This is a genomic window from Streptomyces sp. NPDC025273, assembly GCF_040638585.1.
Taxonomy (GTDB): domain Bacteria; phylum Actinomycetota; class Actinomycetes; order Streptomycetales; family Streptomycetaceae; genus Streptomyces; species Streptomyces cinereorectus.
Window position 1 is genome coordinate 97,066 of the sequence record NZ_JBEZYP010000009.1, and the last position, 24,686, is coordinate 121,751.

The 24,686-nt window shown below is 69.9% G+C and carries 20 protein-coding genes; 3 read left to right on the top strand and 17 right to left on the bottom strand.

The features are described 5' to 3' along the window. Window positions 1-80: 80 nt before the first annotated feature. The 10 genes from aroQ to rpsD form a co-directional block, all read right to left on the bottom strand. A complete protein-coding gene (gene aroQ / locus AB0F38_RS16950; RefSeq protein WP_361893168.1) occupies window positions 81-524 on the bottom strand; it encodes a type II 3-dehydroquinate dehydratase in 444 nt (147 codons plus the stop codon). Beyond that, window positions 521-2,167 (bottom strand): 3-dehydroquinate synthase, encoded by a 1,647-nt coding sequence (aroB, locus tag AB0F38_RS16955; RefSeq protein ID WP_361893171.1) that lies wholly within the window; start codon window positions 2,165-2,167, stop codon window positions 521-523. Before aroB ends, aroQ begins: the two co-directional genes overlap by 4 nt. Next, window positions 2,164-3,348: a chorismate synthase gene (gene aroC, locus AB0F38_RS16960; protein ID WP_361893174.1), complete on the bottom strand. Its 1,185-nt coding sequence runs from the start codon at window positions 3,346-3,348 to the stop codon at window positions 2,164-2,166. Before aroC ends, aroB begins: the two co-directional genes overlap by 4 nt. Window positions 3,349-4,566: 1,218 nt before the next feature. Continuing rightward, window positions 4,567-5,412 (bottom strand): shikimate dehydrogenase, encoded by an 846-nt coding sequence (locus AB0F38_RS16965; protein ID WP_361893177.1) that lies wholly within the window; start codon window positions 5,410-5,412, stop codon window positions 4,567-4,569. Further along, the gene (gene mltG / locus AB0F38_RS16970) at window positions 5,399-7,132 is read right to left on the bottom strand and encodes an endolytic transglycosylase MltG (RefSeq protein ID WP_361893180.1); all 1,734 of its coding nucleotides are present in this window, start codon (window positions 7,130-7,132) and stop codon (window positions 5,399-5,401) included. Before mltG ends, AB0F38_RS16965 begins: the two co-directional genes overlap by 14 nt. A 101-nt stretch (window positions 7,133-7,233) precedes the next feature. Next, window positions 7,234-7,707 carry a Holliday junction resolvase RuvX gene (gene ruvX, locus AB0F38_RS16975; RefSeq protein ID WP_361893621.1) on the bottom strand — a complete coding sequence of 158 codons (474 nt, stop codon included), beginning with the start codon at window positions 7,705-7,707 and terminating at the stop codon, window positions 7,234-7,236. 8 nt (window positions 7,708-7,715) lie between these two features. Next, a complete protein-coding gene (gene alaS, locus AB0F38_RS16980; protein ID WP_361893182.1) occupies window positions 7,716-10,385 on the bottom strand; it encodes an alanine--tRNA ligase in 2,670 nt (889 codons plus the stop codon). Next, window positions 10,385-10,729: a hypothetical protein gene (locus tag AB0F38_RS16985; protein WP_361893184.1), complete on the bottom strand. Its 345-nt coding sequence runs from the start codon at window positions 10,727-10,729 to the stop codon at window positions 10,385-10,387. Before AB0F38_RS16985 ends, alaS begins: the two co-directional genes overlap by 1 nt. 7 nt (window positions 10,730-10,736) lie before the next feature. Beyond that, the gene (locus AB0F38_RS16990) at window positions 10,737-11,183 is read right to left on the bottom strand and encodes a DUF948 domain-containing protein (RefSeq protein ID WP_361893187.1); all 447 of its coding nucleotides are present in this window, start codon (window positions 11,181-11,183) and stop codon (window positions 10,737-10,739) included. A gap of 355 nt (window positions 11,184-11,538) precedes the next feature. After that, window positions 11,539-12,153 (bottom strand): 30S ribosomal protein S4, encoded by a 615-nt coding sequence (gene rpsD, locus AB0F38_RS16995; RefSeq protein ID WP_018524225.1) that lies wholly within the window; start codon window positions 12,151-12,153, stop codon window positions 11,539-11,541. Between the two features lie 182 nt (window positions 12,154-12,335). On the opposite strand from rpsD, the gene AB0F38_RS17000 reads away from it, so the two are divergent. Continuing rightward, window positions 12,336-13,046: a DUF2470 domain-containing protein gene (locus AB0F38_RS17000; RefSeq protein ID WP_361893190.1), complete on the top strand. Its 711-nt coding sequence runs from the start codon at window positions 12,336-12,338 to the stop codon at window positions 13,044-13,046. 13 nt (window positions 13,047-13,059) lie between these two features. Here the strand turns inward: AB0F38_RS17000 and AB0F38_RS17005 are convergent, their stop codons facing one another. The 4 genes from AB0F38_RS17005 to AB0F38_RS17020 all read right to left on the bottom strand — a co-directional run bounded on the left by AB0F38_RS17005 (window position 13,060) and on the right by AB0F38_RS17020 (window position 17,639). Beyond that, complete coding sequence (locus AB0F38_RS17005; RefSeq protein WP_361893193.1) at window positions 13,060-14,430, bottom strand: replication-associated recombination protein A; 1,371 nt, start codon at window positions 14,428-14,430, stop codon at window positions 13,060-13,062. Window positions 14,431-14,490: 60 nt separating this feature from the next. Further along, on the bottom strand, window positions 14,491-15,126 hold the full coding sequence (locus AB0F38_RS17010; protein ID WP_361893195.1) for a vitamin K epoxide reductase family protein: 636 nt from the start codon (window positions 15,124-15,126) through the stop codon (window positions 14,491-14,493). A gap of 550 nt (window positions 15,127-15,676) precedes the next feature. Next, a complete protein-coding gene (gene hisS, locus AB0F38_RS17015; protein ID WP_361893198.1) occupies window positions 15,677-16,939 on the bottom strand; it encodes a histidine--tRNA ligase in 1,263 nt (420 codons plus the stop codon). A 13-nt stretch (window positions 16,940-16,952) separates the two neighbouring features. Then, a complete protein-coding gene (locus tag AB0F38_RS17020; protein WP_361893201.1) occupies window positions 16,953-17,639 on the bottom strand; it encodes an MBL fold metallo-hydrolase in 687 nt (228 codons plus the stop codon). Between the two features lie 149 nt (window positions 17,640-17,788). Here AB0F38_RS17020 and AB0F38_RS17025 point away from each other — a divergent pair, with 149 nt between their 5' ends. Beyond that, entirely contained in the window at window positions 17,789-18,571 is a 783-nt protein-coding gene (locus AB0F38_RS17025; RefSeq protein ID WP_361893204.1) for a peptidylprolyl isomerase, read from the top strand. A gap of 189 nt (window positions 18,572-18,760) precedes the next feature. Beyond that, window positions 18,761-19,990 carry a DUF349 domain-containing protein gene (locus tag AB0F38_RS17030; protein WP_361893206.1) on the top strand — a complete coding sequence of 410 codons (1,230 nt, stop codon included), beginning with the start codon at window positions 18,761-18,763 and terminating at the stop codon, window positions 19,988-19,990. 169 nt (window positions 19,991-20,159) lie between these two features. On the opposite strand, the gene AB0F38_RS17035 is transcribed toward AB0F38_RS17030, so the two are convergent. From AB0F38_RS17035 to secF, 3 genes are all read right to left on the bottom strand, one after another. Next, window positions 20,160-22,853 (bottom strand): bifunctional (p)ppGpp synthetase/guanosine-3',5'-bis(diphosphate) 3'-pyrophosphohydrolase, encoded by a 2,694-nt coding sequence (locus AB0F38_RS17035; RefSeq protein ID WP_361893209.1) that lies wholly within the window; start codon window positions 22,851-22,853, stop codon window positions 20,160-20,162. Between the two features lie 171 nt (window positions 22,854-23,024). Next, on the bottom strand, window positions 23,025-23,576 hold the full coding sequence (locus AB0F38_RS17040) for an adenine phosphoribosyltransferase (protein WP_361893211.1): 552 nt from the start codon (window positions 23,574-23,576) through the stop codon (window positions 23,025-23,027). Continuing rightward, the gene (gene secF / locus AB0F38_RS17045; RefSeq protein WP_361893214.1) at window positions 23,573-24,685 is read right to left on the bottom strand and encodes a protein translocase subunit SecF; all 1,113 of its coding nucleotides are present in this window, start codon (window positions 24,683-24,685) and stop codon (window positions 23,573-23,575) included. Before secF ends, AB0F38_RS17040 begins: the two co-directional genes overlap by 4 nt. Window position 24,686: the final 1 nt, after the last annotated feature.

The following is a 24,686-nucleotide window of genomic DNA, read 5'->3' on the forward strand; positions in this document are numbered from 1 at the left end:
TGGTCGACGGCAACCGTACCTTCCCCGGCCGCCATGCGGTGAACGCCCGGGGGAGGTACGAAGTGCCCGCTGTCGGTCCGTCAGCGCTCCAGCTCGTCGGCCAGGGCCCGCAGCGCGAGGCGGTAGGAGCCGATGCCGAATCCGGCCACGGTCCCGGTGGCCACCGGGGCGACCACGGAGGTGTGGCGGAATTCCTCCCGCGCGTACGGATTCGAGATGTGCACCTCGATCAGCGGTGCGGTGCGCTGGGCTGCCGCGTCGCGCATGCCGTACGAGTAGTGCGTGAAGGCACCCGGGTTGAGAACGACCGGAATCGCACCGTCGGCGGCCTCGTGGAGCCAGCGGATCAGCTCGCCCTCGTCGTTGGTCTCGCGGACGTCGACGTCGAAGCCGAGCTCCTTGCCCAGGGTCCGGCAGGTCTCGACGAGTCCGGCGTAGGACGTCGCCCCGTACACGTCGGGCTCGCGTGAGCCGAGCCGTCCGAGGTTCGGGCCGTTGAGGACGAAGACCCTGCGGGTCGTCACGCGGAGACCTCCCCGTACGCGGCGAGCAGCACGGCGGGGTCGGGGCCCTCCAGCACGGTGGGCTTCCCGATGCCGTCCAGGACGATGAAGCGCAGCAGGTCGCCGCGGGACTTCTTGTCGACCTTCATGTTCTCCAGCAGCTTGGGCCACTGGTCGCCGCGGTAGGTGAGCGGCAGTCCGACGGACTCCAGGACTGCGCGGTGCCGGTCGGCCGTGGCGTCGTCCAGGCGTCCGGCGAGCCGGCCCAGCTCGGCGGCGAAGACCATGCCGATCGAGACGGCCGCGCCGTGGCGCCACTTGTAGCGCTCGTTCTTCTCGATGGCGTGGGCGAGGGTGTGCCCGTAGTTGAGGATCTCCCGGAGGCCGGACTCCTTGAGGTCGCTGGAGACGACCTCGGCCTTGACCCGGATGGAACGCTCGATCAGCTCCGCGGTGTGCGGTCCCGCCGGCGTACGGGCACCCTGCGGGTCGGCCTCGACGAGGTCGAGGATGACCGGGTCGGCGATGAACCCGGCCTTGATGATCTCGGCCATGCCCGAGACGTAGTCGTTGACCGGCAGCGAGTCGAGCGCGGCCAGGTCGCAGAGCACTCCGGCCGGCGGGTGGAAAGCGCCGACGAGGTTCTTGCCCTCGGCGGTGTTGATGCCGGTCTTGCCGCCGACGGCCGCGTCGACCATCGCGAGCACGGTCGTCGGCACGGCGATCCAGCGCACCCCGCGCAGCCAGGATGCGGCGACGAAGCCCGCCACGTCGGTGGTGGCGCCGCCGCCGACGCCGACGATGACGTCGGTGCGGGTGAAGCCGGTCTGGCCCAGCGCCTTCCAGCAGTACGCGGCGACCTCGACGGTCTTGGCCTCCTCCGCGTTCGGCAGCTGGATCGCGATGGCCTCGTAGCCCTGGGCCGCGAGGTCCTCGCGGACCGCCTCACCGGTCTCGGCGAGCGCCTCGGGGTGCAGGACGGCGACCCGCTTGGCCCGGTCGCCGATGAGGTTCGGCAGCTCGCCGAGGAGCTGGCGGCCGACGAGCACCTCGTACGGGTCGGTGCCCGCCGTGCCGGCGATCTGGATGGTCCTGGTGCCCTGCTCGCTCATGTCTGTGTTCTCCCGGCCGGCCGGTACGGGCTCGCCCGTGCGCTCCGGCAGTTCCAATGCGTCGAGGACCGCCTGGGCGACCTCTTCGGGGGTGCGTTCGTCGGTGGCGACGGTGACGGACGCCACCTCTTCGTAGAGGGGGCGCCGGGCGTCCATGAGCTCGCGCCACTGCCGCCGCGGGTTGACGGCGAGGAGGGGGCGGGCGGTGTTCAGCCCGACCCTCCGTACCGCCTCGTCCACGTCCATGGCGAGGTAGACGACCGGCCGGCCGGTGAGCAGGGCGCGGGTCTCCTTGTCGAGGACCGCGCCGCCGCCGAGGGCGAGGACGCCGGTGTGGCCGGCGACCGCGTCCCGCACCGCCTGCCGCTCCAGGGCGCGGAAACGCTCCTCGCCGTCGTCGAAGAAGATCTCGGGGATCTCCTTGCCCGCGGTGGCCACGACGTCGGCGTCGGTGTCGCGGTAGGCGCATCCCAGACGGCCGGCGAGGATCTCCCCCACCGTCGACTTGCCGACCCCCATGGGGCCGACCAGGACGATCAGCGGGCCGCTCACCGGATCTGGAGGTGGGAGAGGTACGACTGCACGTTGCGGCGTGTCTCGGCGACGCTGTCGCCGCCGAACTTCTCCGCGACCGCGTCGGCGAGGACCAGGGCGACCATCGCCTCGGCGACGATCCCGGCCGCCGGCACCGCGCACACGTCGGAACGCTGGTGGTGTGCCTTGGCCGCCTCACCCGTCACGACGTCGATCGTGGCGAGCGCGCGGGGCACCGTGGCGATGGGTTTCATGGCGGCACGGACCCGCAGCAGCTCACCGGTGGTCAGCCCGCCCTCGGTGCCGCCGGAGCGGCCGGAGGTGCGCTTGATCCCGTCGGCGGTGGCCACGATCTCGTCGTGCGCCTTCGAGCCGGGCACCCGGGCGAGGTCGAAGCCGTCGCCGACCTCGACGCCCTTGATGGCCTGGATGCCCATCAGCGCGGCAGCGAGGCGGGCGTCGAGCCTGCGGTCCCAGTGCACGTGCGAACCGAGGCCGACGGGCACGCCGTAGGCGAGCACCTCGACGACGCCGCCGAGGGTGTCGCCGTCCTTGTGGGCCTGGTCGATCTCCGCGACCATCGCCTTCGACGCGTCGGCGTCCAGGCAGCGGACCGGGTCGGCGTCGAGCCGCTCGACGTCGGAGGGCTTGGGGTGGACGCCGTAGGGCGCCTTGGCCGCGGCCAGCTCGACGACGTGCGAGACGATCTCGATGCCGGCGGTCTCCTTGAGGTAGGAGCGGGCGACGGCCCCGAGGGCGACACGGGCGGCGGTCTCCCGGGCGCTGGCACGCTCCAGGACCGGCCGGGCCTCGTCGAAGCCGTACTTCTGCATCCCCGCCAGGTCGGCGTGACCGGGCCGCGGCCGGGTCAGGGGGGCGTTACGGGCCTGCTCGGCCAGCACGTCGGGGTCGACCGGGTCGGCCGACATGACCTGCTCCCACTTGGGCCACTCGGTGTTGCCGACCATGACGGCGACGGGCGAGCCCATGGTCAGACCGTGCCGGACACCGCCGAGGAAGGTGACCTCGTCCCTCTCGAACTTCATCCGGGCGCCGCGCCCGTAACCGAGTCGTCGCCTCGCGAGCGCGTCCGCCACCATCTCCGTGGTGACGGGGATACCGGCGGGAAGACCCTCCAGCGTCGCCACCAGTGCGGGGCCGTGCGACTCTCCGGCGGTCAGCCAGCGCAACCTGCTCAACGGTGCTCCTCATGCTCGCGCCTGTAACTGCATCGGCGCGACCGGGTGCGCGGCCCTGGCCCGCCGCCCCCGATCCTCCCACGGCCGGGAGGGCCTGCCTGCCGCCGGTCCAGCAGACGGACGGCCACCGCCAGGGCCCACGCGAAGTAAAAGCTACAAACTGACACCATGAATCATTCGCGGGACAACTGCACGCCACCACCAACCGGCCAACTCGGCAAACCACATCTGGCCGAAACACGCCTCCATGCGCAAGCACATATGATGGAAATCAACAAAAGAGCCGCCACACAGGAAATAGGTTATGCGAAAGTCTCTCATACCATTGAGCCTATGCGCCGCATTCATTACGCTTTTCGCAGCCTCGGGAACAGCCAACGCAGCCACGTCCGGCACAAGGTCTTGCACAACGACCGGCGCCCGTGGAGAACTCACATTCAGCGGGCACAACTCCACGCACGCGACAATAAATGTTTCGTTGACTGTCTTTGACACAAATTCGGATGGCCATCATGTCAGAATTCGCATGATCACTGAGGACGTTGCCGGTGACCGCTATTTCTGGTCGTGGCATCCATTTTACGACGGAGCCGTCGCCGGTCGCCAATGGGATACCACAGCGCAACTCTCAGACGGAATACTCCTGATCGGAGTCCAGGTGGCCCGAGCCGAAGGAAGTACAATACTCAATTCCTGTGTCGACTGGTCGTGACACGCGCTGAAAGTTTCCCTGCAAGGCCTCCAGCATTCACCGCGTGAGTGCTTCTCTCATGGGCGGGATGAGCTAGGGATTGATAGAAGAGGCGAAGCTCCGGTAACGCCAGGCGTCCTACCAAGGACGCCCGGGACCGGAGCTTTGCGTTGTCCCAGTGTCTGCCTGCTGCCCACAATATCGACGAGGATTGGACTGGTCGGCGTTAGTATCCGCGCTCGAACAAAGTAGCCCGCGGCGCAGACTTGAAATCAAATGCTAGGTCACCGACCTCAAGGGCAAGTCCCTGTCGAACATCGCCGCCCTGAGTGTCACTAACCTCACCGTAGCCCGGGCCGACGCCGCCGGGGTTGCCGAGTCACCCTCGGCCAGTGGGCGCACTGGCCCGCAACACCCCCTACCGCAAGGACGAGTCCAAGGTCCACACCCACTCTGGCGCCCGCACCATGGCCGACCTGCCGCCGGTCCACCAGGCGGATGGCCGCACCGCCCCTCCACGACCGGGCCTACCGGCGTTCCCGCGCCGCCAGAGCCTGCTCGCCAGCCATCCTCATGGCCCCGACCGGGGCCGGGCTCCGACCGGTCATCTGCTCGACCTGGCGGACCGCTTGGTGGACGAGAAGGTCGAGGCCCCCGACGACGGTCCCCCCTGCCGACGACCAGCGCGAGGCCAGCGCGGTCGGCCACGGCTCGTACAGGACGTCGAACAGGGTGCCGGGTGCCGCGGGCAGGGCGTCCGCCAACGCGTCGGTGGTACCGGCCGGTGTCGTGGCGATCACCAGGGGGGCGTGCAGGGCCTCTGTGGCCTCCGCCCAGTCCGCGATCCTGACGTCCACACCGAGGCTCTCGCCCCAGCCGCGCATCTCGTCGGCCCGGGCGGCACTGCGCACATAGGCGGTCACCGGGCCGGTGCAGATCACGGAGAGCGCGGCCAGTGCGGAGGACGCCGTGGCGCCGGCGCCCAGGACGGCGGCGGTCTCGGTCTTCTCCACGCCGCGTTCGTGCAGGGCGGCGACCATGCCGGGGATGTCGGTGTTGTCGCCGACCCGCCGGCCGTCCTCGGTGAACACGACGGTGTTGACCGCCTCGACCGAGGCCGCCGTGTCGCTGATGCCGTCCAGCAGCGGGATGACCGCCCGCTTGAGCGGCATGGTCAGCGAGAGCCCCGCCCAGGACGGGTCCAGGCCCTCGACGAAGCCGGGGAGCGCCCGCTCGTCCACGTCGAAGCTGTCGTACGTCCAGGTGTCGAGTCCCAGCTCCGCGTACGCGGCCCGGTGCAGGGCCGGGGACAGGGAGTGCGCGATGGGCGAGCCGAGGACCGCGGCCCGGCGGCGCCCCTCAGTCGAGGCCATGCTGCTCCTTGAACTTCTGGTTGAGCTTCTCGTGCTCGGCTGCCGTCTTCGTGAAGTCGGTCTTCTTGCCGTCCAGCGAGATGAAGAACATCCACCCGTCGCTGGTGGGATTGAGCGTGGCCTTCAGGGCGTCGGCGCCGGGATTACCGATCGGCCCCGGCGTGAGACCTGCGTGGTAGTACGTGTTGTACGGGTCGTCGTTGCTCCGGATTTCCTTCGACGTGATCTTGATTTCGCTCTGCTTCTTCAGGTAATTGAACGCGGAGTCGAATTCAAGCTTCCGGTTGGTGACCGTGTTGTCCGGCTTGAGCCTGTTGTAGACGACCTCGGCCATCTTGCGGAAGTCGTCGTGCGTGAGCCCTTCGGCCTGGACGAGGCTGGCCACGGTGACCACCTGCCAGGGTCCGTCGAGGTTGTGCGCCTTGGCGGCCTCTTCGAGGTTGAGCTTCTCGTACTCCGTGTTCGCCCGGGCGACCATCTTCTTGAGCACGGCCTCGGGTTTCGCGTCCTTGGGAACCGCGTACGTGGCGGGATAGAGGAATCCCTCGAGCGGATCCTTTATGACCGGACCCTCGTCCGCCCAGTCGGGGAGGCCCATGCTGCCGGCATGGGTCTTGGCGACGTCCTCGGTCGTGCCTTCCTTGAGCTTCAGCCTCTTGTCGAGATCCGCGTACACCGTGGCATTGCGTGTTCCCGGAGTCACCATGAAGCCGTTCTGGCTCTTCGGGCTCAGCATCAGCTCGACGGCGCTGTCACCGGACATCTCCTTTTTCAGGATGTAGACGCCGGCCTGAATGGACTTCCCCTTGGGGTTTCCGTTCTGCGCGGAAATGAAGGCGTCGACCGATTTCACGACGCCGGCCTTCTTGAGGATGTTCGCGATCTCGTTGCCGAACGCACCTTCGGGGATCTCGACCTCGACCGTGCCCGTGCCGTCACCCGCGTAGTCGGGGGCCGCGCCGAACTGGCTCTGGTAGTACGAGTAGCCGAAGTAGACCGCCCCGCCGAGGCCGCCGACGAGAACCGCCGCGACGCCCAGGCACGCGCAGCCGTTGCGGCTCTTCTTCTTGCCCTTGCCGCGGCGCTCGCCGCCGCCGCGGGACTCGCCTGGGTCGTCGTCGTACGCGTCGTCCTCGCGGGAACGGGTCCGGGAGTCACGGCTGTCGTCCGGCTCGTCCGCGCCCGTGAAGAAGGGATGCGTCTCTTCCTGCGGCACCTCGGGGTCCCAGTCCGGACTCTGCTGCCGCGCGGGCTCCTCGCGGCGGCCCGGGGGCTGCGGCGGGGGGTAGGCCTCGGGGGTGCCGTAGTAGTCGGCCTGTTCGCCGTAGCCGCCGGTGTTGTTGTCGTACGGGGGCTGCGGGGCCCCGCCGTACGGCATCGCCGCGTGCTGGCCGGTGTCCCAGCCGCCGTCGTACTGCGGCTGCTGCTGGGCGTACGAATCCTGCGGCGCGCCGTACGGGTGCTGCTGGTGCTGTTGCTGCTGGTACGAATCCTGCTGCGGGTGCTGCTGCTGGTACGGGTCCTGCTGCTGCTGGTGCTGCTGGTACGGGTCCTGCTGGTAGCCCTGCTGGGCGTACGGGTCCTGGGCGTAGGGCTGCTGCTGGCCGTCGTACTGGCCCTGGCCGTGGGCGGCCTGCCGGCCTTCCCATCCCTGGTCCCCGTACAACGGGTCCTCGGGATGCCACGGTTCGGAGCCGGGGCCCCGGCCATACTCAGTCATCGATCCCCTTGAGCCGCGAGACGACGCTCCGTCTCTTCGCTTTGCTGTGCGGTGTCTGTTCGAATCACCGGCGCATCGCGCGGAACGTTACCGTATCGCGATCAGACAACCACTTCGACGCCCTCGCCCGGGGCGGTGCCTGACGCCCGTTCGGACTCCAGAGCGTTCTGGAGGATCACCACAGCGGCAGCCTGGTCGATGACAGACCGGCCCTTCTTGGACTTCACGCCCGAAGCGCGTAGTCCCTGAGTGGCCGTCACTGTGGTCATCCTCTCGTCCAGAAGACGTACGGGAACCGGTGCGATGCCACGGGCGAGCACCTGTGCGAAGGCGCGCACCTTTGCCGCCGCCGGGCCCTCACCGCCGCCCAGGGAGCGGGGAAGGCCGACGACGACCTCGATCGGCTCGTACTCCGCGACGATCTGCCCGAGCCGCCGGTGGGCGGCCGGGACGTCGCGTCCCGGCACGGTCTCCACCGGCGTGGCCAGGATCCCGTCGGGGTCGCACGAGGCGACCCCGATGCGGGCGTCCCCGACGTCGACGGCGAGCCGACGGCCACGGCGCATCTGCGTCATGTGCGACGTCACGCCGTCTCGGTGACGAGGCGTTCGACAGCGGCGACGGCGTCGCCGATGGCGTCCGGGTTCTGGCCGCCGCCCTGGGCGACGTCCGGCTTGCCGCCACCGCCGCCGCCGAGGGTCTTGGCGGCGGTGCGGACCAGGTCACCGGCCTTGAGACCGCGCTCGCGGGCGGCCTCGTTGGTGGCGATGACCGTCAGCGGGCGGCCGTTGGCCGTGGTGAACAGGGCCACGACGGCCGGCCGGCCGCCCTGGATGCGTCCACGCACGTCGAGGACGAGCTTGCGCAGGTCGTCGGCCGAGGTGCCGTCCGGCACCTGTCCGGTGACCAGGGCGACGCCCCGTACGTCCTTGGCGGAGTCGACCAGCCCGGCGGCGGCCTGGAGGACCTTTTCCGCGCGGAACTTCTCGATCTCCTTCTCGGCGTCCTTCAGCTTGCCCAGCATGCCCGCGATCTTCTCCGGGAGCTCCTCGGCGCGTCCCTTGACCAGCTCCTGGAGCTGGGCGACGACCGTGTGCTCCTTGGCGAGGAAGTTGTACGCGTCCACGCCGACCAGGGCCTCGATGCGGCGCACACCGGAACCGATGGACGACTCACCGAGCAGCTTCACCAGGCCCAGCTGGGAGGTGTTGCCGACGTGCGTGCCCCCGCACAGCTCCTTGGAGAAGTCACCGATGGTGACCACCCGGACCCGCTCGCCGTACTTCTCGCCGAACTCGGCGATGGCGCCCTGCTTCTTGGCCTCGTCGATCGACATGACCTCGGCCTGGACGTCGAGTTCCCGGGAGAGGACCTCGTTGATCTTCTGCTCGACGTCGGTGAGGACCGTGCCGGGTACGGCGGCGGGCGAGCCGAAGTCGAAGCGGAAGCGGCCGGGCGAGTTCTCCGAACCGGCCTGGGCGGCCGTGGGGCCGAGCGCGTCGCGCAGCGCCTGGTGCGTGAGGTGCGTGGCGCTGTGGGCACGGGCGATGGCACGGCGTCGGGTGTTGTCGATGGCGGCGTAGGCCGAGGCACCGACCGTCACCTCGCCGACCTGGACCGAGCCCTTGTGGACCGATACGCCGGGGACGGGCTGCTGCACGTCCCGGATCTGGATGACGGCCCCGGTGTCGAGCCGGATGCGCCCCTGGTCGGCGAGCTGGCCGCCGCCCTCGGCGTAGAACGGGGTGCGGTCCAGGACGACCTCGACCTCGTCGCCCTCGGTGGCGGCCGGCGAGGGGACACCGTCGACCAGAAGGCCGACGATCGTCGACTCGCCCTCGGTGGAGGCGTAGCCGGTGAACTCGGTGGTTCCGGAGTTGTCGGCGACCTCGCGGTAGGCGGACAGGTCGGCGTGACCGGTCTTCTTGGCCTTGGCGTCGGCCTTGGCCTTGGCCCGCTGCTCCTGCATCAGCCGGCGGAAGCCCTCTTCGTCGACCGAGAGGCCCTGTTCGGCGGCCATCTCCAGGGTGAGGTCGATCGGGAAGCCCCAGGTGTCGTGGAGCAGGAACGCCTTGTCGCCGGCCAGGACCTTGCCGCCGGCCTCCTTGGTCTCGGTGACGGCGGTCTCGAGGATGTTCGTGCCGCCCTTGAGGGCCTTGAGGAAGGCGGCCTCCTCGGCGAGGGCCACGGTCTCGATGCGCTTGCGGTCGGTGACGAGCTCCGGGTACTGCTCGCCCATCGTGTTGATCACGACGTCCACCAGCTCGTTGACCACCGGACCCGTGGCGCCCATGAGCCGCATGTTGCGGATGGCGCGGCGCATGATGCGGCGCAGGACGTAGCCGCGGCCCTCGTTACCGGGCGTCACGCCGTCACCGATGAGCATCACGGACGTGCGGATGTGGTCGGCGACGACGCGCAGGGAGACGTCGGAGCCCTGCTCGGCGCCGTAGCGCACGCCGGTGAGCTCGGTGGCCTTGTCCATGACGACGCGGAGGGTGTCCGTCTCGTACATGTTCTGCACGCCCTGCAGGATCATGGCGAGGCGCTCGAGGCCGAGACCCGTGTCGATGTTCTTCGACGGCAGGTCCCCGAGGATCGGGAAGTCCTCCTTGCCGTCGCCGGCGCCCCGCTCGTACTGCATGAAGACCAGGTTCCAGATCTCCACGTAGCGCTCGTCGTTGACGGCGGGGCCGCCCTCGACGCCGAACTCCGGGCCGCGGTCGTAGTTGATCTCGGAGCACGGGCCACAGGGACCGGGTACGCCCATGGACCAGAAATTGGGGCCCATCCCCAGGCGCTGGATGCGCTCGGCCGGGACGCCGATCTTCTCGCGCCAGATCTGCTCGGCCTCGTCGTCGTCGAGGTAGACCGTGATCCACAGACGCTCGGGCTCCAGGCCGTAGCCACCGTCCGCCACGGAGCTGGTGAGCAGCTCCCAGGCGTACTTAATGGCATCTTCCTTGAAGTAGTCCCCGAAGGAGAAGTTCCCGCACATCTGGAAGAACGTGCCGTGCCGGGTGGTCTTGCCGACCTCTTCGATGTCCGGCGTACGGACGCACTTCTGCACACTGGTGGCCCGCGAGAAAGGCGGCTTGACCTCGCCGAGGAAGTACGGCTTGAAGGGCACCATGCCCGCGGGGACCAGCAGCAGAGTCGGGTCGTCCGCGATGAGCGACGCCGAAGGCACGACGGTGTGACCGCGCTCCTCGAAGAAGCTCAGCCAGCGGCGGCGAATCTCAGCCGACTCCATCAGTGGTCCTCATTCCGGTTGTCCGACGTGTAGGGGAGCGTGCGGTAGGTGGGGGTGCGGCCGGTCCTTGCCGCCTCGACGGCGAGGGGTCCGGTGACCGGGAACTCGGGGTCGACGGGTGCCCGGAGGCCCAGGGCCCCGCCCAGTTCCGCCTCGCGCCTGACCATGCCCTCGCGCACGTCGAGGGCGAAGTCCTTCAGCTTGTGACCCGCCTCGATCGCCTTGTCCGCGGCCTGTGCCGCGAGGCTCTCGGGGGTCAGCTGCCTGAGCTTGCGGTTGACCTTGGTGGTGGCCCATACACCGGCGGCTGCGCCGGCGGTGAACCAGAACGTACGGCGGAACATCCTTGCGTCAGTCCTTCTGTCCGCGGGAGCTTCGGCCGTTCCGCTTCTTGCGGGCGGACGGCACGGTACGGCCGACGATCACGGTCCGGCGGGAGGTCCGGGGGGCCGGCTCCGGTTCGGGGGCGGTCCGGCGGCCGAGCGCCTGGCGTACCCCGTAGCCGAACGCCGCGACCTTCACCAGCGGCCCGCCGAACGTCGACGCGACGGTGGTCGAGAGCGCGGAGGCGTTGGAGGTGACCTCCTGGACGTCACTCGCGATGGCGTCGACCTTGTCGAGCTGGGTCTGCGCGGAGCGCAGGGTCGCGGAGGCGTCGGCGAGCAGCGGCACGGCCTGCTCGGTCACGTCCGCCACCAGCGCGGTGGTCGCCCTGAGCGTCTGGGCCAGCCTCACCAGCACCACGGCGAGGAAGGAAACCAGGATCGCCCAGAAGACGGCCACCAGGATTCCGGCCACCTCTCCACCGGACACAGTGCACCGCTCTCTGCTCGTCGCTCGCCCCGGCCGGGGCTCGGTCTCTGCCTGTCTCGGACCGGCCGGTGCGCACTGCCACCACAGCCGATCCTCGTCCCTCGACCCTATCGCGCCGGGCGTCGGACCCCGTACCGCATTACGGGCGGGCGGGCAGTACCCGGTACGGGGGTGACCGTACGGAAAGCTCATGTGCCGGCACTCTGCGTGTTCCACGCGAGCACCCAGCACCCCTTCTCCCCCGCACCCGGCGAGCCGGAACCCTCACGGACACGCGAAGGCCCGCCGCCTCCGGACAACGGAGGGGCGGGCCCGAGCTCGGACAGCAGCTACGCCTGGATCAGCGGGCGTAGTACTCGACGACGAGCTGCTCGTCGCAGATGACCGGAATTTCCTTGCGGTTCGGGTCACGGTCCAGGCGGAAGGCCAGGGCCTTCAGGTTCACCTGGAGGTAGCGCGGGGTCTCACCGTCGGTGTCGTAACCACCCTCGCGGGCCACCTGGAAGGGGACCTTGGAGCGGCTGCGCTCGCGGACCTGGACGACGTCGTCGGGGCGCACGCGGAAGGACGGCTTGTCGACCTTGCCACCGTTGACCTCGATGTGGCCGTGGACGACCATCTGGCGGGCCTGGTAGATGGTGCGGGCGATGCCCGAACGCAGGACCAGGGCGTCGAGACGGCGCTCGAGCTCGACGACCAGCGCCTCGCCCGTCTTGCCTTCGGCCTTCTTGGCGCGGTCGTAGGCACGCGCCATCTGGCGCTCGCTGATGTCGTACTGCGCACGCAGACGCTGCTTCTCCAGCAGACGGACCTTGTAGTCCGAGTTCTGCTTGCGGCCACGGCCGTGCTCGCCCGGCGGGTACGGACGAGCTTCGAAGTACTTGACAGCCTTCGGCGTCAGGGCGATGCCGAGGGCACGCGACTTCTTGACCTTGGGACGCGACTGGTTAGGCACGTTCTCCAGACCTCCATTGTAGTTAGGCTTACCTTACTCAAGGAGATCGCATGTCTCGCCCTGGGAACACCACTCACGTCACGGACAGCACAGACAGCGGCAGCACACCAGAAGGTGCTGCTACGACGGAAGGCCGATCTGATCGTGGTCAGCCGCGTCCCAGCGGGCTTGAAAACACTCGGTTGCCGTCAGCAGCCGAGCGCACACGAACTCTCGTACAGAGTACCTGCTCCGCCGCGCTGCTCGTACCGGGGCTGGTCGTCACCCGTCCCGGCCTGCTGATGCCCGAGACCCTGAGCGTGAGTCCTGAGGGGGATCTGCTCCTCCGGTTCCCCGCCGATTCCCCGGTCGTACGGGCCGCGGCCCGCGCCCGGGGCGACGAGCCGACCGCTGTGCTGCACATCACCGATGTCGCTCCGGTCTCCGTTCCGCACCGGATCCGCAGCCGTGCTCGGGTGGCCGGCCGGCTCACTTCCGTGCCCGGACGGGCGGAGCCCGGCCGGATGCTGCTCGGGCTGGAGATCGCGGAGGCGTCCGTCGACGACCTGTGGGGAGCGCAGGAGGTCGGACCGGAGGCCTTCCGGGACGCCGCCGCCGACCCGCTCGTCACCCATGAGGCGGAGTTGCTGCAGCACCTGCACACCGCCCACAGCGAGGAGATGGGGACCCTGTCGGCCCTGCTCGGTGACCTGTCCGAGCGGCCCGAGCGCACCTGCGGCGCGCACCGGCCCGCGGCCGTCCCGCTCGCGCTCGACCGCTTCGGCCTGCGGGTCCGGTTCGTGGAGAGCGACGGCGGCTGCTTCGACGCCCGCTTCGAAATCCCCTGTCCCGTAAGCGACATGGGTGAGCTGCGGCGTGCCGTGCGCACGCTCTTCGAAGCGGCGTCCCGCTGAGCGCAGCCGGTCACTACGGCGCCGTACCGCCCGGTTCGCCGCGGCCGAGTCGCTCACGGACCCGGTCCGCCACGTCCGCGTAGCGCGCTTCCGCGCCGTACCGCGTGGGTTCGTAGTAGCGCCTGCCGCGGACGGCGTCGGGAGCGTACTCCTGGGCGGCGATTCCGCCCGGCACGTCGTGCGGGTAGATGTAGCCCTGGGCGTGGCCCAGCTTGGCGGCGCCCTTGTAGTGGCCGTCGCGCAGATGGGCCGGAACCGGGCCTGCCAGGCCCCTGCGGACGTCTTCCTGCGCGGCGGAGATCGCCAGCGTCGCCGCGTTGGACTTGGGTGCGAGCGCCAGCGCGATCGTGGCGTGGCTGAGGGTGAGGGCCGCCTCCGGGAAGCCGATCATCGCCACGGCCTGGGCAGCCGCCACTGCGGTGGGCAACGCCGTCGGATCGGCGAGTCCGATGTCCTCGCTCGCCGAGATCATCAGCCGCCGGGCGATGAAGCGCGGGTCCTCCCCCGCCTCGATCATCCGGGCCAGGTAATGCAGGGCCGCGTCCACGTCGGACCCGCGGATCGACTTGATCAGGGCGCTCGCCACGTCGTAGTGCTGGTCGCCGTCACGGTCGTACTTCACGGCCGCGCGGTCGACGGTCTCCTCGAGCGTCGTGAGCGTGATCTCCGCATCGTGCTTGGCCAGTGCCGCGCCCGCCGCCGCCTCCAGCGCGGTCAGCGCACGCCGGGCGTCGCCGCCCGCGATCCGCAGCAGATGCGCCTGGGCGTCCTCGGCCAGGGTCACGGCGCCGCCCAGTCCCCGCTCGTCGGTCAGGGCCCGGCGCAGCAGTGCGCGCAGGTCCTCGTCGGTGAGCGGCTCCAGGGTGAGCAGGAGGGAGCGGGACAGCAGGGGGGAGATGATCGAGAAGTACGGATTCTCCGTGGTGGCCGCGATCAGCGTCACCCAGCGGTTCTCGACGGCGGGGAGCAGGGAGTCCTGCTGGGCCTTGGAGAAGCGGTGGATCTCGTCGAGGAAGAGGACGGTCTCCTTGCCGAAACCGCCCGTGGCACGGCGCGCGCCCTCGATGACGGCCCGGACCTCCTTGACGCCGGCGGTGATCGCGGAGAGCTCGACGAAGCGCTTGTTGGTGGCTTTGCTGACCACGTACGCCAGGGTCGTCTTCCCGGTGCCGGGCGGACCCCAGAGGATCACCGAGGAGGGGCCCGCGGGACCGCCGCTCCCCTCGCCTACGAGCCGCCGCAGCGGTGATCCCGGCTTCAGCAGATGCTGCTGGCCGACGACCTCGTCCAGCGTGCGAGGACGCATCCGGACAGCTAGGGGGCTGCTGGACGGATCCTTCTCCTGGCGGTCTTCGGCTGCTGCGGTAAAGAGGTCGGGCTCCACTCTCGAAGCCTATGCCACCCCACTGACAACGCGGCCCGGACCGCCGGGGTCCGGGACCGGTCAGCTGGTCCAGAAGTCCCACCAGCGGGTCAGGATCAGCATGCCGATGATGCCGATCCAGAGCACCGGCGGCACCCAGTGGAATTCGGTGAGTCCGTTCCGCAGCCAGGCGGGTGCGGGCAGGATGCGGTGCTTGATGTTGTGCGTGGTGACGTAGCAGAACATGAGGATCGTGGCGACCCAGGCCAGGCAGCACCACAGGCAGAGCGAGTTGATGCTGTACAGCGACTGGTACTGCAGCCAGGTGCAGAAGCCGACCCCGAACAGCGTGCCCGCGTTGAGGCCGAGCCAGTACCAGCTGCGGAAGCGCGCGCCCGCGAGGAGCGCCATGCCGATGCCGATGACCACCGAGTAGGTGGCGATTCCGAGCATCGGGTTGGGGAATCCGAAGGCGGACGCCTGCTCGCTCTTCATGATGTTGCCGCACGCGACCACCGGGTTCAGGCTGCAGCCCGGGGTGAAGCCCGGGTCCTCGAGCAGCTTGAACTTGTCGATCGTGATCACCCAGGCGGCGAGCAGTCCGGCCGCTCCGGTGATCACCAGCAGCAGTGCGAACGCGCGACTGCCGCCGATGGTCCTCTTCCCGCCGTCCTCGTCCTGGTCGGATGTGGGGTGATCTACCGCTGCAGTCGTCATATCGCCGTTCCATCACTGAGTAGCCAGCCGGGCAGGGTCATTCTGCCGCACCGGTAGGTCGGTCAACCGTTCGATGGACATAAAGGTGTGCGGAGGCGAGGTCCGGAGTGCGGGGCTCGGCGGGACGTACGCAGCCGGGAGGGAAGCCGCGCCAAAAGCCCGCCTCCCGCGCGCGCGATGCGGCGTTCCGGCCGTGCCGGAGGTCCGCGACCTGCGGCTCCGGCCCCTGGAGGCGATCGGGACACCAGGGCCCGGACAGGCGGCGGAGGAGTACCGCGGCGCAGATCCGCAGCGCGCCCCCGGCCGCGACGAGGGCAGGGCCCGCGTCCCCGGGCAGGCCCCGCCGACGCGGGCCGCCGGTGGCGTTCCCGTATCGGGGTCGTCCGACAGGATGAAGCCACTGACGCCGCGTTGACGGGAGTCGCTCACGCGCCGGCGGGAGCCGCTCGGCCGGCCGCGTTCCACGGCCTGCGGGGGCGGACTGCGGCCGTGGAACGCGCGGTGCCCGCCCGGGCGGACCGGGCGGGCACCGTGCGGAACGACTGCGGGATCAGGCCGTCCTGGCCCGCACCACGGCCACGAGCTCGTCAAGTGCGACCGCCTGCTGCTCGCCGGACTCCATGTCCTTGAGCTGGACCGTGCCCTCGGCGAGGTCACGCTCGCCGGCCACGATCGTGAAGCGGGCGCCGGAGCGGTTCGCGCTCTTCATCGCACCCTTGAGACCGCGGCCGCCGAACGCGAAGTCGGTGGCGACGCCCACCCTGCGCAGCTCGGTGACCAGGCCGAAGAGCACGCGGCGCGCCTCCTCGCCGAGCGGGACCGCGTACACGCTGGTGGTGGCGGGGATGTCGAGCTCGACGCCCTCCGCCTCCAGCGCGAGCACCGTACGGTCCACGCCGAGTGCCCAGCCGACGGACGGCAGCGCCGGGCCGCCGATCATCTCGGACAGCCCGTCGTAGCGACCGCCGCCGCCCACCGCGGACTGGGAGCCCAGACCGTCGTGGACGAACTCGAAGGTCGTGCGCGTGTAGTAGTCGAGGCCGCGGACCAGCTTCTCGTCGTCCTCGTACACCACGCCCGCCGCCGTCAGCAGGTTCCGGACCTCCTCGTGGTAGGCCTTGCAGGCGTCGCAGAGATAGTCGCGCAGCATGGGCGCCCCGACGAGCTGCTTCTGGACGTCGGGCCGCTTGTCGTCGAGCACCCGGAGCGGGTTGATCTCGATGCGACGGCGGGTCTCCTCGTCCAGGTCGAGGTCGCGCAGGAAGGCCTGGAGCGCCTCCCGGTAGACGGGGCGGCACTCCTTGTCGCCCAGCGAGTTCAGCAGGATCCGGAACTGTGTGAGGCCGAGCGAGCGGTACGCCTGGTCGGCCAGGATGATCAGCTCGGCGTCCAGCGCCGGGTCCTCGGTGCCGATGGCCTCCGCGCCGACCTGCGAGAAGTGCCGGTAACGGCCGGCCTGGGGACGCTCGTAGCGGTAGTACGAGCCGGAGTACCAGAGCTTGACCGGGAGGTTGCCCGCCTTGTGCAGGTTGGCCTCCAGTGCCGCGCGCAGTACGGAGGCGGTGCCCTCGGGGCGCAGCGCGAGCTTGTCGCCGCCCTTGGTCTCGAAGGCGTACATCTCCTTGGACACGATGTCGGTGGACTCACCGACACCGCGCGCGAACAGGGCGACGTCCTCGAAGCCCGGGGTCTCGATGTAGCCGTAGCCGGAGTTCTTCAGGGGCGCGGAGATCGCCGCTCGGACCGCGAGGAACTTGGCGGAGCGCGGCGGGGTCAGGTCGTACGTGCCCTTGGGGGCCTGGAAGGTACTCAAAGGATTTCTCTCGTCACATTCCTCGGCGGGGCGCGTCCATGCCGTGCAGATACGGGTTGGAGGCGCGCTCGCGGCCGATGGTCGTCTGGGGGCCGTGTCCGGACAGCACCACGGTCGAGTCGTCGAGCGGCAGGCACACACGGGCCAGCGACTCGAGCAGCTCGGTGTGGTCGCCGCCCGGCAGGTCGGTGCGTCCGACGGAGCCGGCGAAGAGCAGGTCGCCCGAGAAGAGAACCGGCGGAACATCCGCGGCCTCGGGCATCCGATACGTCACCGACCCCTTGGTATGGCCGGGCGCGTGCGAGACGCCGAACTCCAGGCCCGCCAGCTTCAGCAGGGCTCCGTCGGTCAGCTCCTTGACGTCGTCCGGCTCGCCCACGGTGAGCTCCCCCATGAGCGGCATCCCGATGGAGCGGCCCAGGGACTTCTCCGGATCGCTCATCATGTACCGGTCCTCGGGGTGGATCCAGGCAGGGACGTCATGGGCGCCGCATACGGGGACGACCGAGGCGACGTGGTCGATGTGGCCGTGGGTGAGCACGACGGCGACGGGCTTGAGCCGATGCTTCTTGAGCGTTTCCTCGACGCCCTGGGCGGCCTGGTGGCCGGGGTCGATGATCACGCACTCCTCGCCTGCGGCGGGGGCGACCAGGTAGCAATTGGTCCCCCAGGCCCCGGCGGGGAACCCGGCAATGAGCACGATCGTCCTTAGTGTTCGTCCGACGAGGGAGGGCCGCGGAGACAGTCGCGGCAGATCAGAGCCTACCGGCGCTCCTCATTCCACAGCTAACCCATATACCGTACGGGGCAACCCAGGCCCGATCACACGACGTACAAGGAGACCAACCGGTGGTCAGCAGCGATCAGCGGCGGCGGCAGCTCGCCCGGGAGAAGTTCGAGCGGCAGCAGCAGCGTCGGGAGGAGGCGCGCCGGAGGACCAGGCGTCTCACGGTGATCATCGCGTCCTCGGTGGCCGTGGTGGCGGTCATCGGTGCGGGCGCGTACGTCTCCCTCGACGGTGAGGACACGAAGGGCAAGGCGGACGCCTCGGCGAGCGCGAGCCCTTCCCCGTCGGCGAGCGAAAGCGCGGTGCCCGAGCCCGCGATGAAAATCGACAAAAAGGCGAAGTACTCGATGTCGATGAAGACCAGCCAGGGCGACATAGCGATCGCGATGGATGCGGCGAAGACCCCGCACACCACGAACTCGTTCAAGGCCCTCGCGGACAAGGGGTACTTCGACGGTACGAAGTGTCACCGGCTGACCACGGACGGGATCTTCGTCCTGCAGTGCGGTGACCCCAAGGGCGACGGCACGGGCGGTCCCGGCTACACGATCCCGGACGAGAACCTGACCGCGCTGGGCAAGCCGGGCGACGACGGCGCGGTGACGTATCCGGCGGGCACGGTCGCGATGGCGAACACCGGCCAGCCCGGCACCGGCGGCAGCCAGTTCTTCCTGGTCTACAAGGACACCAAACTGCCGCCCAGCTACACGCCGTTCGGCACCATGGACGACGCGGGCCTGAAGGCGGTCGAGAAGATCGCCGCGGCGGGTGTCACCGGTGGGGCGGCCGACGGTGCTCCGAAGAAGGCCGTCACGGTCGAGAAGGCCGCGGTCGACAAGGCCTGACGGGCCGGGCGGCCGGTCCGCCGCGGGCACCCGGTGCGGACCGGAGAATCTCGGCCGCGCGGAGTGCGGACAGCCGGGTGGCCGGTCGCCTAGATTGGCGTTGTGCAGGGCGGGCGCTGCCCGCCCCAGGAAACTGTGGACGATGCACGAGGGGGTGAACCCCCCTCGGCATCAGGTGGAGGAGGCGCTGTGAGCAGCGACCCGTGGGGCCGTGTCGATGAGACGGGCACCGTGTACGTGCGTACGGCCGAGGGCGAGCAGGTCGTCGGATCGTGGCAGGCCGGTTCCCCCGAAGAGGCTCTGGCCTATTTCGAGCGCAAGTACGAGGGCCTGGTGGTCGAGATCGGCCTCCTCGAACGGCGGGTGAAGACCACCGATCTGTCCGCCAAGGACGCGACGGCGGCGATCGAGCACCTTCGCCGGCAGGTCGACGAGCACCACGCCGTCGGCGACCTCGCCGCGCTCGCCGAGCGGCTGGACGCGCTGGTCGCGACGGTCGACGCCCGGCGCGAGGAGCGCAAGGTCCAGAAGGCGAAGCAGACGGACGAGGCCCGGCAGGCCAAGGAGGCGCTCGTCGTCGAGGCGGAGGAGCTGGCGCAGAGCGAGCAGTGGCGTTCCGCGGGTGAGCGTCTGCGGGCGCTCGTCGACACGTGGAAGGGTCTGCCGCGCCTCGACCGCAAGGCGGACGACGAACTGTGGCACCGCTTCTCGCACGCACGTTCCGCCTTCTCCAAGCGCCGCAAGGCCCACTTCGCCTCGCTGGACGCCCAGCGCGAGGAGGCCCGCAAGGTCAAGGAGAAGCTGGTCGCCGAGGCCGAGTCCCTCTCCGGGTCGACGGACTGGGGCACGACCGCTGCCCGTTACCGCGACCTGATGACGGAGTGGAAGGCGGCGGGCCGGGCCCAGCGCGAGTCCGAGGACGACCTGTGGAACCGCTTCCGCGGCGCCCAGGACGTGTTCTTCGAGGCTCGCAGCGGCGTCTTCGCCGAGCGTGACGCGGAGCAGGGCGAGAACCTCAAGCTGAAGGAGGAGCTCGCCGTCGAGGCCGAGAAGCTGGTTCCGGTGACGGATCTGAAGGCGGCCCGGGCCGCGTTCCGCGCCGTCAACGAGCGCTGGGAGGCCATCGGCCACGTGCCGCGTGACGCCCGCCCGAAGGTCGAGGGCCGGATGCATGCGGTGGAGCGGGCGCTCCAGGAGGCCGAGGAGTCCGAGTGGCGCCGGACGAACCCGGAGGCGCGGGCCCGCGCCGAGGGTCTGACCGGCCAGCTCCAGGCGGCCGTGGACAAGCTGCGTACGCAGATCGACACGGCACGCGCGTCGGGCAACAACGCCAGGGCGGACAAGCTGTCCCGCGAGCTGGAGGGGCGGCAGGCGCTGCTGGACCAGGCGCTGAAGGGCCTGGAGGAGTTCGGCGGCTGACACCCTCCTGATTCCCGCGAGGGGCTTCGCTGCGTACCGCGCAGGGGAGCCCCTCGCGCGTGCCCGGCCGGACAGGGGCGCAGGAGCGTGCGGACGGTGATGAGGAGTCGTGACCTGCCGCGCGCCGCCGGGATCACCACGTCCTCGGCGGGGCGGGCTCGGACCCGTGCTACGGCCGGCGGGCCGAGGTGACCCGGTAGACGTCGTAGACGCCCTCCACGCCGCGTACGGCCTTCAGGACGTGTCCGAGGTGCTTGGGGTCGCCCATCTCGAAGGTGAAGCGCGAGGTGGCCACCCGGTCACGGGAGGTCTGCACGGCCGCCGACAGGATGTTCACGTGCTGGTCGGACAGGACCCGGGTGACGTCGGAGAGCAGCCGCGACCGGTCCAGTGCCTCGACCTGGATGGCGACGAGGAAGACCGACGACTGGGTGGGCGCCCACTCGACCTCGAGGATCCGCTCCGGCTGCTGCGAGAGCGAGTCGACGTTGACGCAGTCCGCGCGGTGCACGGAGACTCCGCTGCCACGGGTGACGAATCCGATGATCGGGTCACCGGGAACGGGTGTGCAGCAGCGGGCCAGTTTGACCCACACGTCCTCGACGCCCTTGACGACGACGCCCGGGTCCGCCTTGGCCCGGCGCTTGTTGCGTCCGTGCGAGGGCGGCGAGCTCTCCGCCAGGTCCTCGTTCGCGGCGTCCTCGCCACCGAGTGCCTGGACGAGCTTCTGGACGACGCCCGCCGCGGCGACGTGCCCCTCACCGATCGCCGCGTACAGCGACGAGATGTCGGGGTAGCGCATCTCGTGGGCGAGGGTGACCAGGGAGTCGCCGGTGAGGATGCGCTGGATCGGCAGGTTCTGCTTGCGCATGGCCCGCGCGATGGCGTCCTTGCCCTGCTCGATCGCCTCGTCGCGGCGTTCCTTGGAGAACCACGCACGGATCTTGTTCCGCGCCCGGGGCGACTTGACGAACTGGAGCCAGTCACGGGAGGGTCCGGCTCCGGCCGCCTTGGAGGTGAAGACCTCCACCAGGTCGCCGTTGTCGAGCGTCGACTCCAGCGGTACGAGCCGCCCGTTGACCCGTGCTCCTATCGTCCGGTGGCCGACCTCCGTGTGGACGGCGTACGCGAAGTCCACCGGCGTCGCACCGGCGGGCAGCGCTATCACGTCGCCCTTCGGCGTGAACACGAAGACCTCGTTGCGCGACAGGTCGAAGCGCAGGGACTCCAGGAACTCGCTGGGGTCCTCGGTCTCCTTCTGCCAGTCCAGGAGCTGGCGCAGCCACGCCATGTCGTTGACGGTGTCCTGGCCGCGGCCGCCCGTGTTCCTGGGGACGTCCGTGCGCACCTTGGAGGCGCCCGCGACGGCCTCCTGCTTGTACTTCCAGTGCGCGGCGATGCCGTACTCGGCGCGGCGGTGCATGTCGAACGTGCGGATCTGGAGCTCGACGGGCTTGCCGCTGGGGCCGATCACCGTGGTGTGCAGCGACTGGTACATGTTGAACTTGGGCATCGCGATGTAGTCCTTGAACCGCCCCGGCACCGGGTTCCACCGGGCGTGCACGGTCCCGAGCGCCGCGTAGCAGTCGCGGACGGTGTCGACGAGGACCCGGATGCCCACCAGGTCGTAGATCTCGGCGAAGTCGCGACCCCGCACGATCATCTTCTGGTACACGCTGTAGTAGTGCTTCGGGCGCCCGGTGACGGTGGCCTTGATCCGGGCGGCGCGCAGGTCGGACTGGACCTCGTCGGTCACTATGGCGAGGTATTCGTCGCGTTTGGGCGCGCGCTCGGCGACGAGACGGACGATCTCGTCGTACATCTTGGGGTAGAGGATCGCGAAGGCGAGGTCCTCCAGCTCCCACTTGATGGTGTTCATGCCCAGGCGGTGGGCCAGCGGCGCGTAGATCTCGAGGGTCTCGCGGGCCTTCTTCTCCTGCTTCTCCCGCTTGAGGTAGCGCATGGTGCGCATGTTGTGCAGCCGGTCGGCGAGCTTGATGACCAGGACCCGGGGGTCCTTGGCCATGGCGACGACCATCTTGCGCACGGTCTCGGCCTGCGCGGCCTCGCCGAACTTGACCTTGTCGAGCTTGGTGACCCCGTCGACCAGCAGCGCGACCTGGTCGCCGAAGTCCTTGCGCAGCGTGTCGAGGCCGTACTCGGTGTCCTCGACCGTGTCGTGCAGCAGTCCGGCCATCAGCGTCGCGGGGTCCATGCCGAGCTCGGCGAGGATCGTCGTGACGGCGAGCGGATGGGTGATGTAGGGGTCGCCGCTCTTGCGCTTCTGCCCGCGGTGCCAGCGTTCCGCGACCTGGTAGGCGCGCTCGATCTGGCGCAGCGTGGCGGTCTCGATCTTGGGGTCGTTGCCGCGGACGGTGCGCAGCAGCGGTTCGAGGACCGGGTTGTACGGGCTGGAGCGCTGCACGCCGAGCCGGGCGAGGCGGGCCCTGACCCGGTTGGAGGAGCCGCCGGTCCGGGCGGCCGGGGCCGGCGGTGTGGCGGCGGGCCTGGCCGGGGGCTTCGCGGCGGGAGCCGGAGGCTTCGGCGCCGCCTGCGGCGCGGGGCTCACCGGGGTGGCGGATTCCGGCGCCGGCCCGGCCGGGGTCGCGGGGGCCTGCTTCGTCCCGGGCGGCGGCGTCGGCCTGGCCGGAGACGGAGCAGCGGCGGGAGCGGGTGCCGGTTTCGTGGGCCCGGACGCGCCCGGTGCCTCGGAGGCGGAGGCGGAAGCCTTGTCCGGGCCGTCCGCAGGCTCGCGGGCACCGGACCCACCCGCCCGTGCGGGCTGCGCCTTCCCGGGCGTGGCGGGGACCGCCGCGGGCTCGTCGGGCTGCGGGGCGGCGACTGGCTGGGCCTCGTCTGGCAAGTGCGCTCCTCGTGCGGATCCGGGCTACCCGGAGAACCCATGGTATCGATCCCCCGGCAGGTCCTCGCCCGGGGACGGGTGAACCCCCGACAACACGGGACGGGCACCCGGATGTTCCCGGGTGCCCGTCCTGTACGGCCTCACGTCGCCGCTGCCGCGACGCGGCGCAGGTCAGAGGGTGATCAGAGCCTCCAGCGGAGCGCCCCGCAGTGCTGCCTCGAGCCTGGTCCGGCCCGCGAGGAAGCCGAGCTCCATGAGGACCGACACCCCCGCGACCTGGGCGCCGGCCCGCCGGATCAGCTCCAGCGATGCCTCCGCGGTCCCTCCGGTGGCCAGCACGTCGTCGATGACCATGATCCGGTCGTCCGAGGACAGGTCCTCGGCGTGGATCTCGATCTCCGCCGTGCCGTACTCCAGCTCGTACGCCTGCCCGAGAGTCGCGCCGGGCAGCTTCCCGGCCTTGCGGACGGGTACGAAACCGAGCCCGGCCCGGACGGCCACGGGTGCCGCCAGGATGAAGCCGCGTGCCTCGAGACCGACGATCTTGGTGGCTCCGTGCCGCACGCACAGCTCCGCGAGGGAGTCGGTGAGCGCGGTGAAGGCCACCGGGTCCGCGAGGAGCGGGGTGATGTCCTTGAACAGCACCCCGGGCTTCGGGTAGTCCTGCACGTCGCGGATGCGGCTGAGCAGGAGTTCCCGGGTCGATTCGGCGGTGCGGGTCATCGGCGGTTTCCCGGGGTCCGGCCGTGGCCCCTGGGCTGCCGGGGCCGACCGACGACGGCTCCGGCGGTCTCGGTGTCCTCGGCGAGGTCCTGCGCACGGTCGTCGCGCTCGTCCTCCTCGACGGACTCGCCCTTGGCCGCCGCGGCGGCCCGCTTGGCGAGGATCCGCTTCTTCAGTGCCTTTATCTGCGGCTCGCGTTCCTTGAGGTCGGCGACCAGCGGCGTGGCGATGAAGATCGAGGAGTACGCACCGGCCGCGAGGCCGACGAAGAGCGACAGCGAGATGTCGTTCAGCATGCCCGCGCCGAGCACACCGCCACCGATGAAGAGCAGACCGGCGACCGGCAGCAGCGCCACGACGGTGGTGTTGATGGAGCGCACCAGCGTGCCGTTGATGGACCGGTTGGCGATCTCGCTGTACGTCCACCGGGTCTGCTTGGTGATCCCCTTCGTGCCCTCCTTCAGGCTGTCGAAGACGACGACCGTGTCGTAGAGGGAGTAACCGAGGATGGTCAGCAGACCGATCACGGTGCCCGGGGTGACCTCGAAGCCGACGAGCGCGTAGACACCGACCGTGATGGTGATGTCGTGGATCAGCGCGATGAGGGCGGCGATGGCCATGCGCCATTCGAAGGCGATGGCCAGGTAGACCACCACGAGGACCATGAAGATGCCGAGGCCCGTCCAGGCCTTGTTGGCGATCTGCTCACCCCAGCTGGGGCCGACCAGGTCCGCGTTGATCTTCGCCTCGGGGATGCCGAGCTCGTCGGAGAGCTCGGTCTTGATCTGGTCGGCCTTGGCCGTGTCGACCTCGGTGATCTGGATCCGGAGCCCGCCGTTTCCGAGCTCCTGGACGATGGCCTCGTGGCCGGAGGCCTCGACCGCCACCTCGTGGGCCTGCGAGACCGAGATCTTGGCCTTGGTGTCGGTCGTGAAGACCGCGCCGCCCTTGAACTCGATGCCCATGTTGAGGCCGCTGACCACCACACCGAGGATGGCCGTGATCGTGATCAGGATGGAGACGCCGTACCAGATCTTGCGCTTGCCGATGAAGTCGTAGCCGACCTCGCCTCGGTAGAGCCGGGCGCCGAGATTGCCGAGTCGCGACATC

Coding starts and splice junctions, on each gene's coding strand:
- AB0F38_RS16965 (WP_361893177.1), bottom strand. CDS start 5,412: ATGGCCTCGACTGAGGGGCGCCGCCGGGCCGCGGTCCTCGGCTCGCCC.
- mltG (WP_361893180.1), bottom strand. CDS start 7,132: ATGACTGAGTATGGCCGGGGCCCCGGCTCCGAACCGTGGCATCCCGAG.
- ruvX (WP_361893621.1), bottom strand. CDS start 7,707: ATGACGCAGATGCGCCGTGGCCGTCGGCTCGCCGTCGACGTCGGGGAC.
- alaS (WP_361893182.1), bottom strand. CDS start 10,385: ATGGAGTCGGCTGAGATTCGCCGCCGCTGGCTGAGCTTCTTCGAGGAG.
- AB0F38_RS16985 (WP_361893184.1), bottom strand. CDS start 10,729: ATGTTCCGCCGTACGTTCTGGTTCACCGCCGGCGCAGCCGCCGGTGTA.
- AB0F38_RS17010 (WP_361893195.1), bottom strand. CDS start 15,126: ATGACGACTGCAGCGGTAGATCACCCCACATCCGACCAGGACGAGGAC.
- AB0F38_RS17040 (WP_361893211.1), bottom strand. CDS start 23,576: ATGACCCGCACCGCCGAATCGACCCGGGAACTCCTGCTCAGCCGCATC.
- secF (WP_361893214.1), bottom strand. CDS start 24,685: ATGTCGCGACTCGGCAATCTCGGCGCCCGGCTCTACCGAGGCGAGGTC.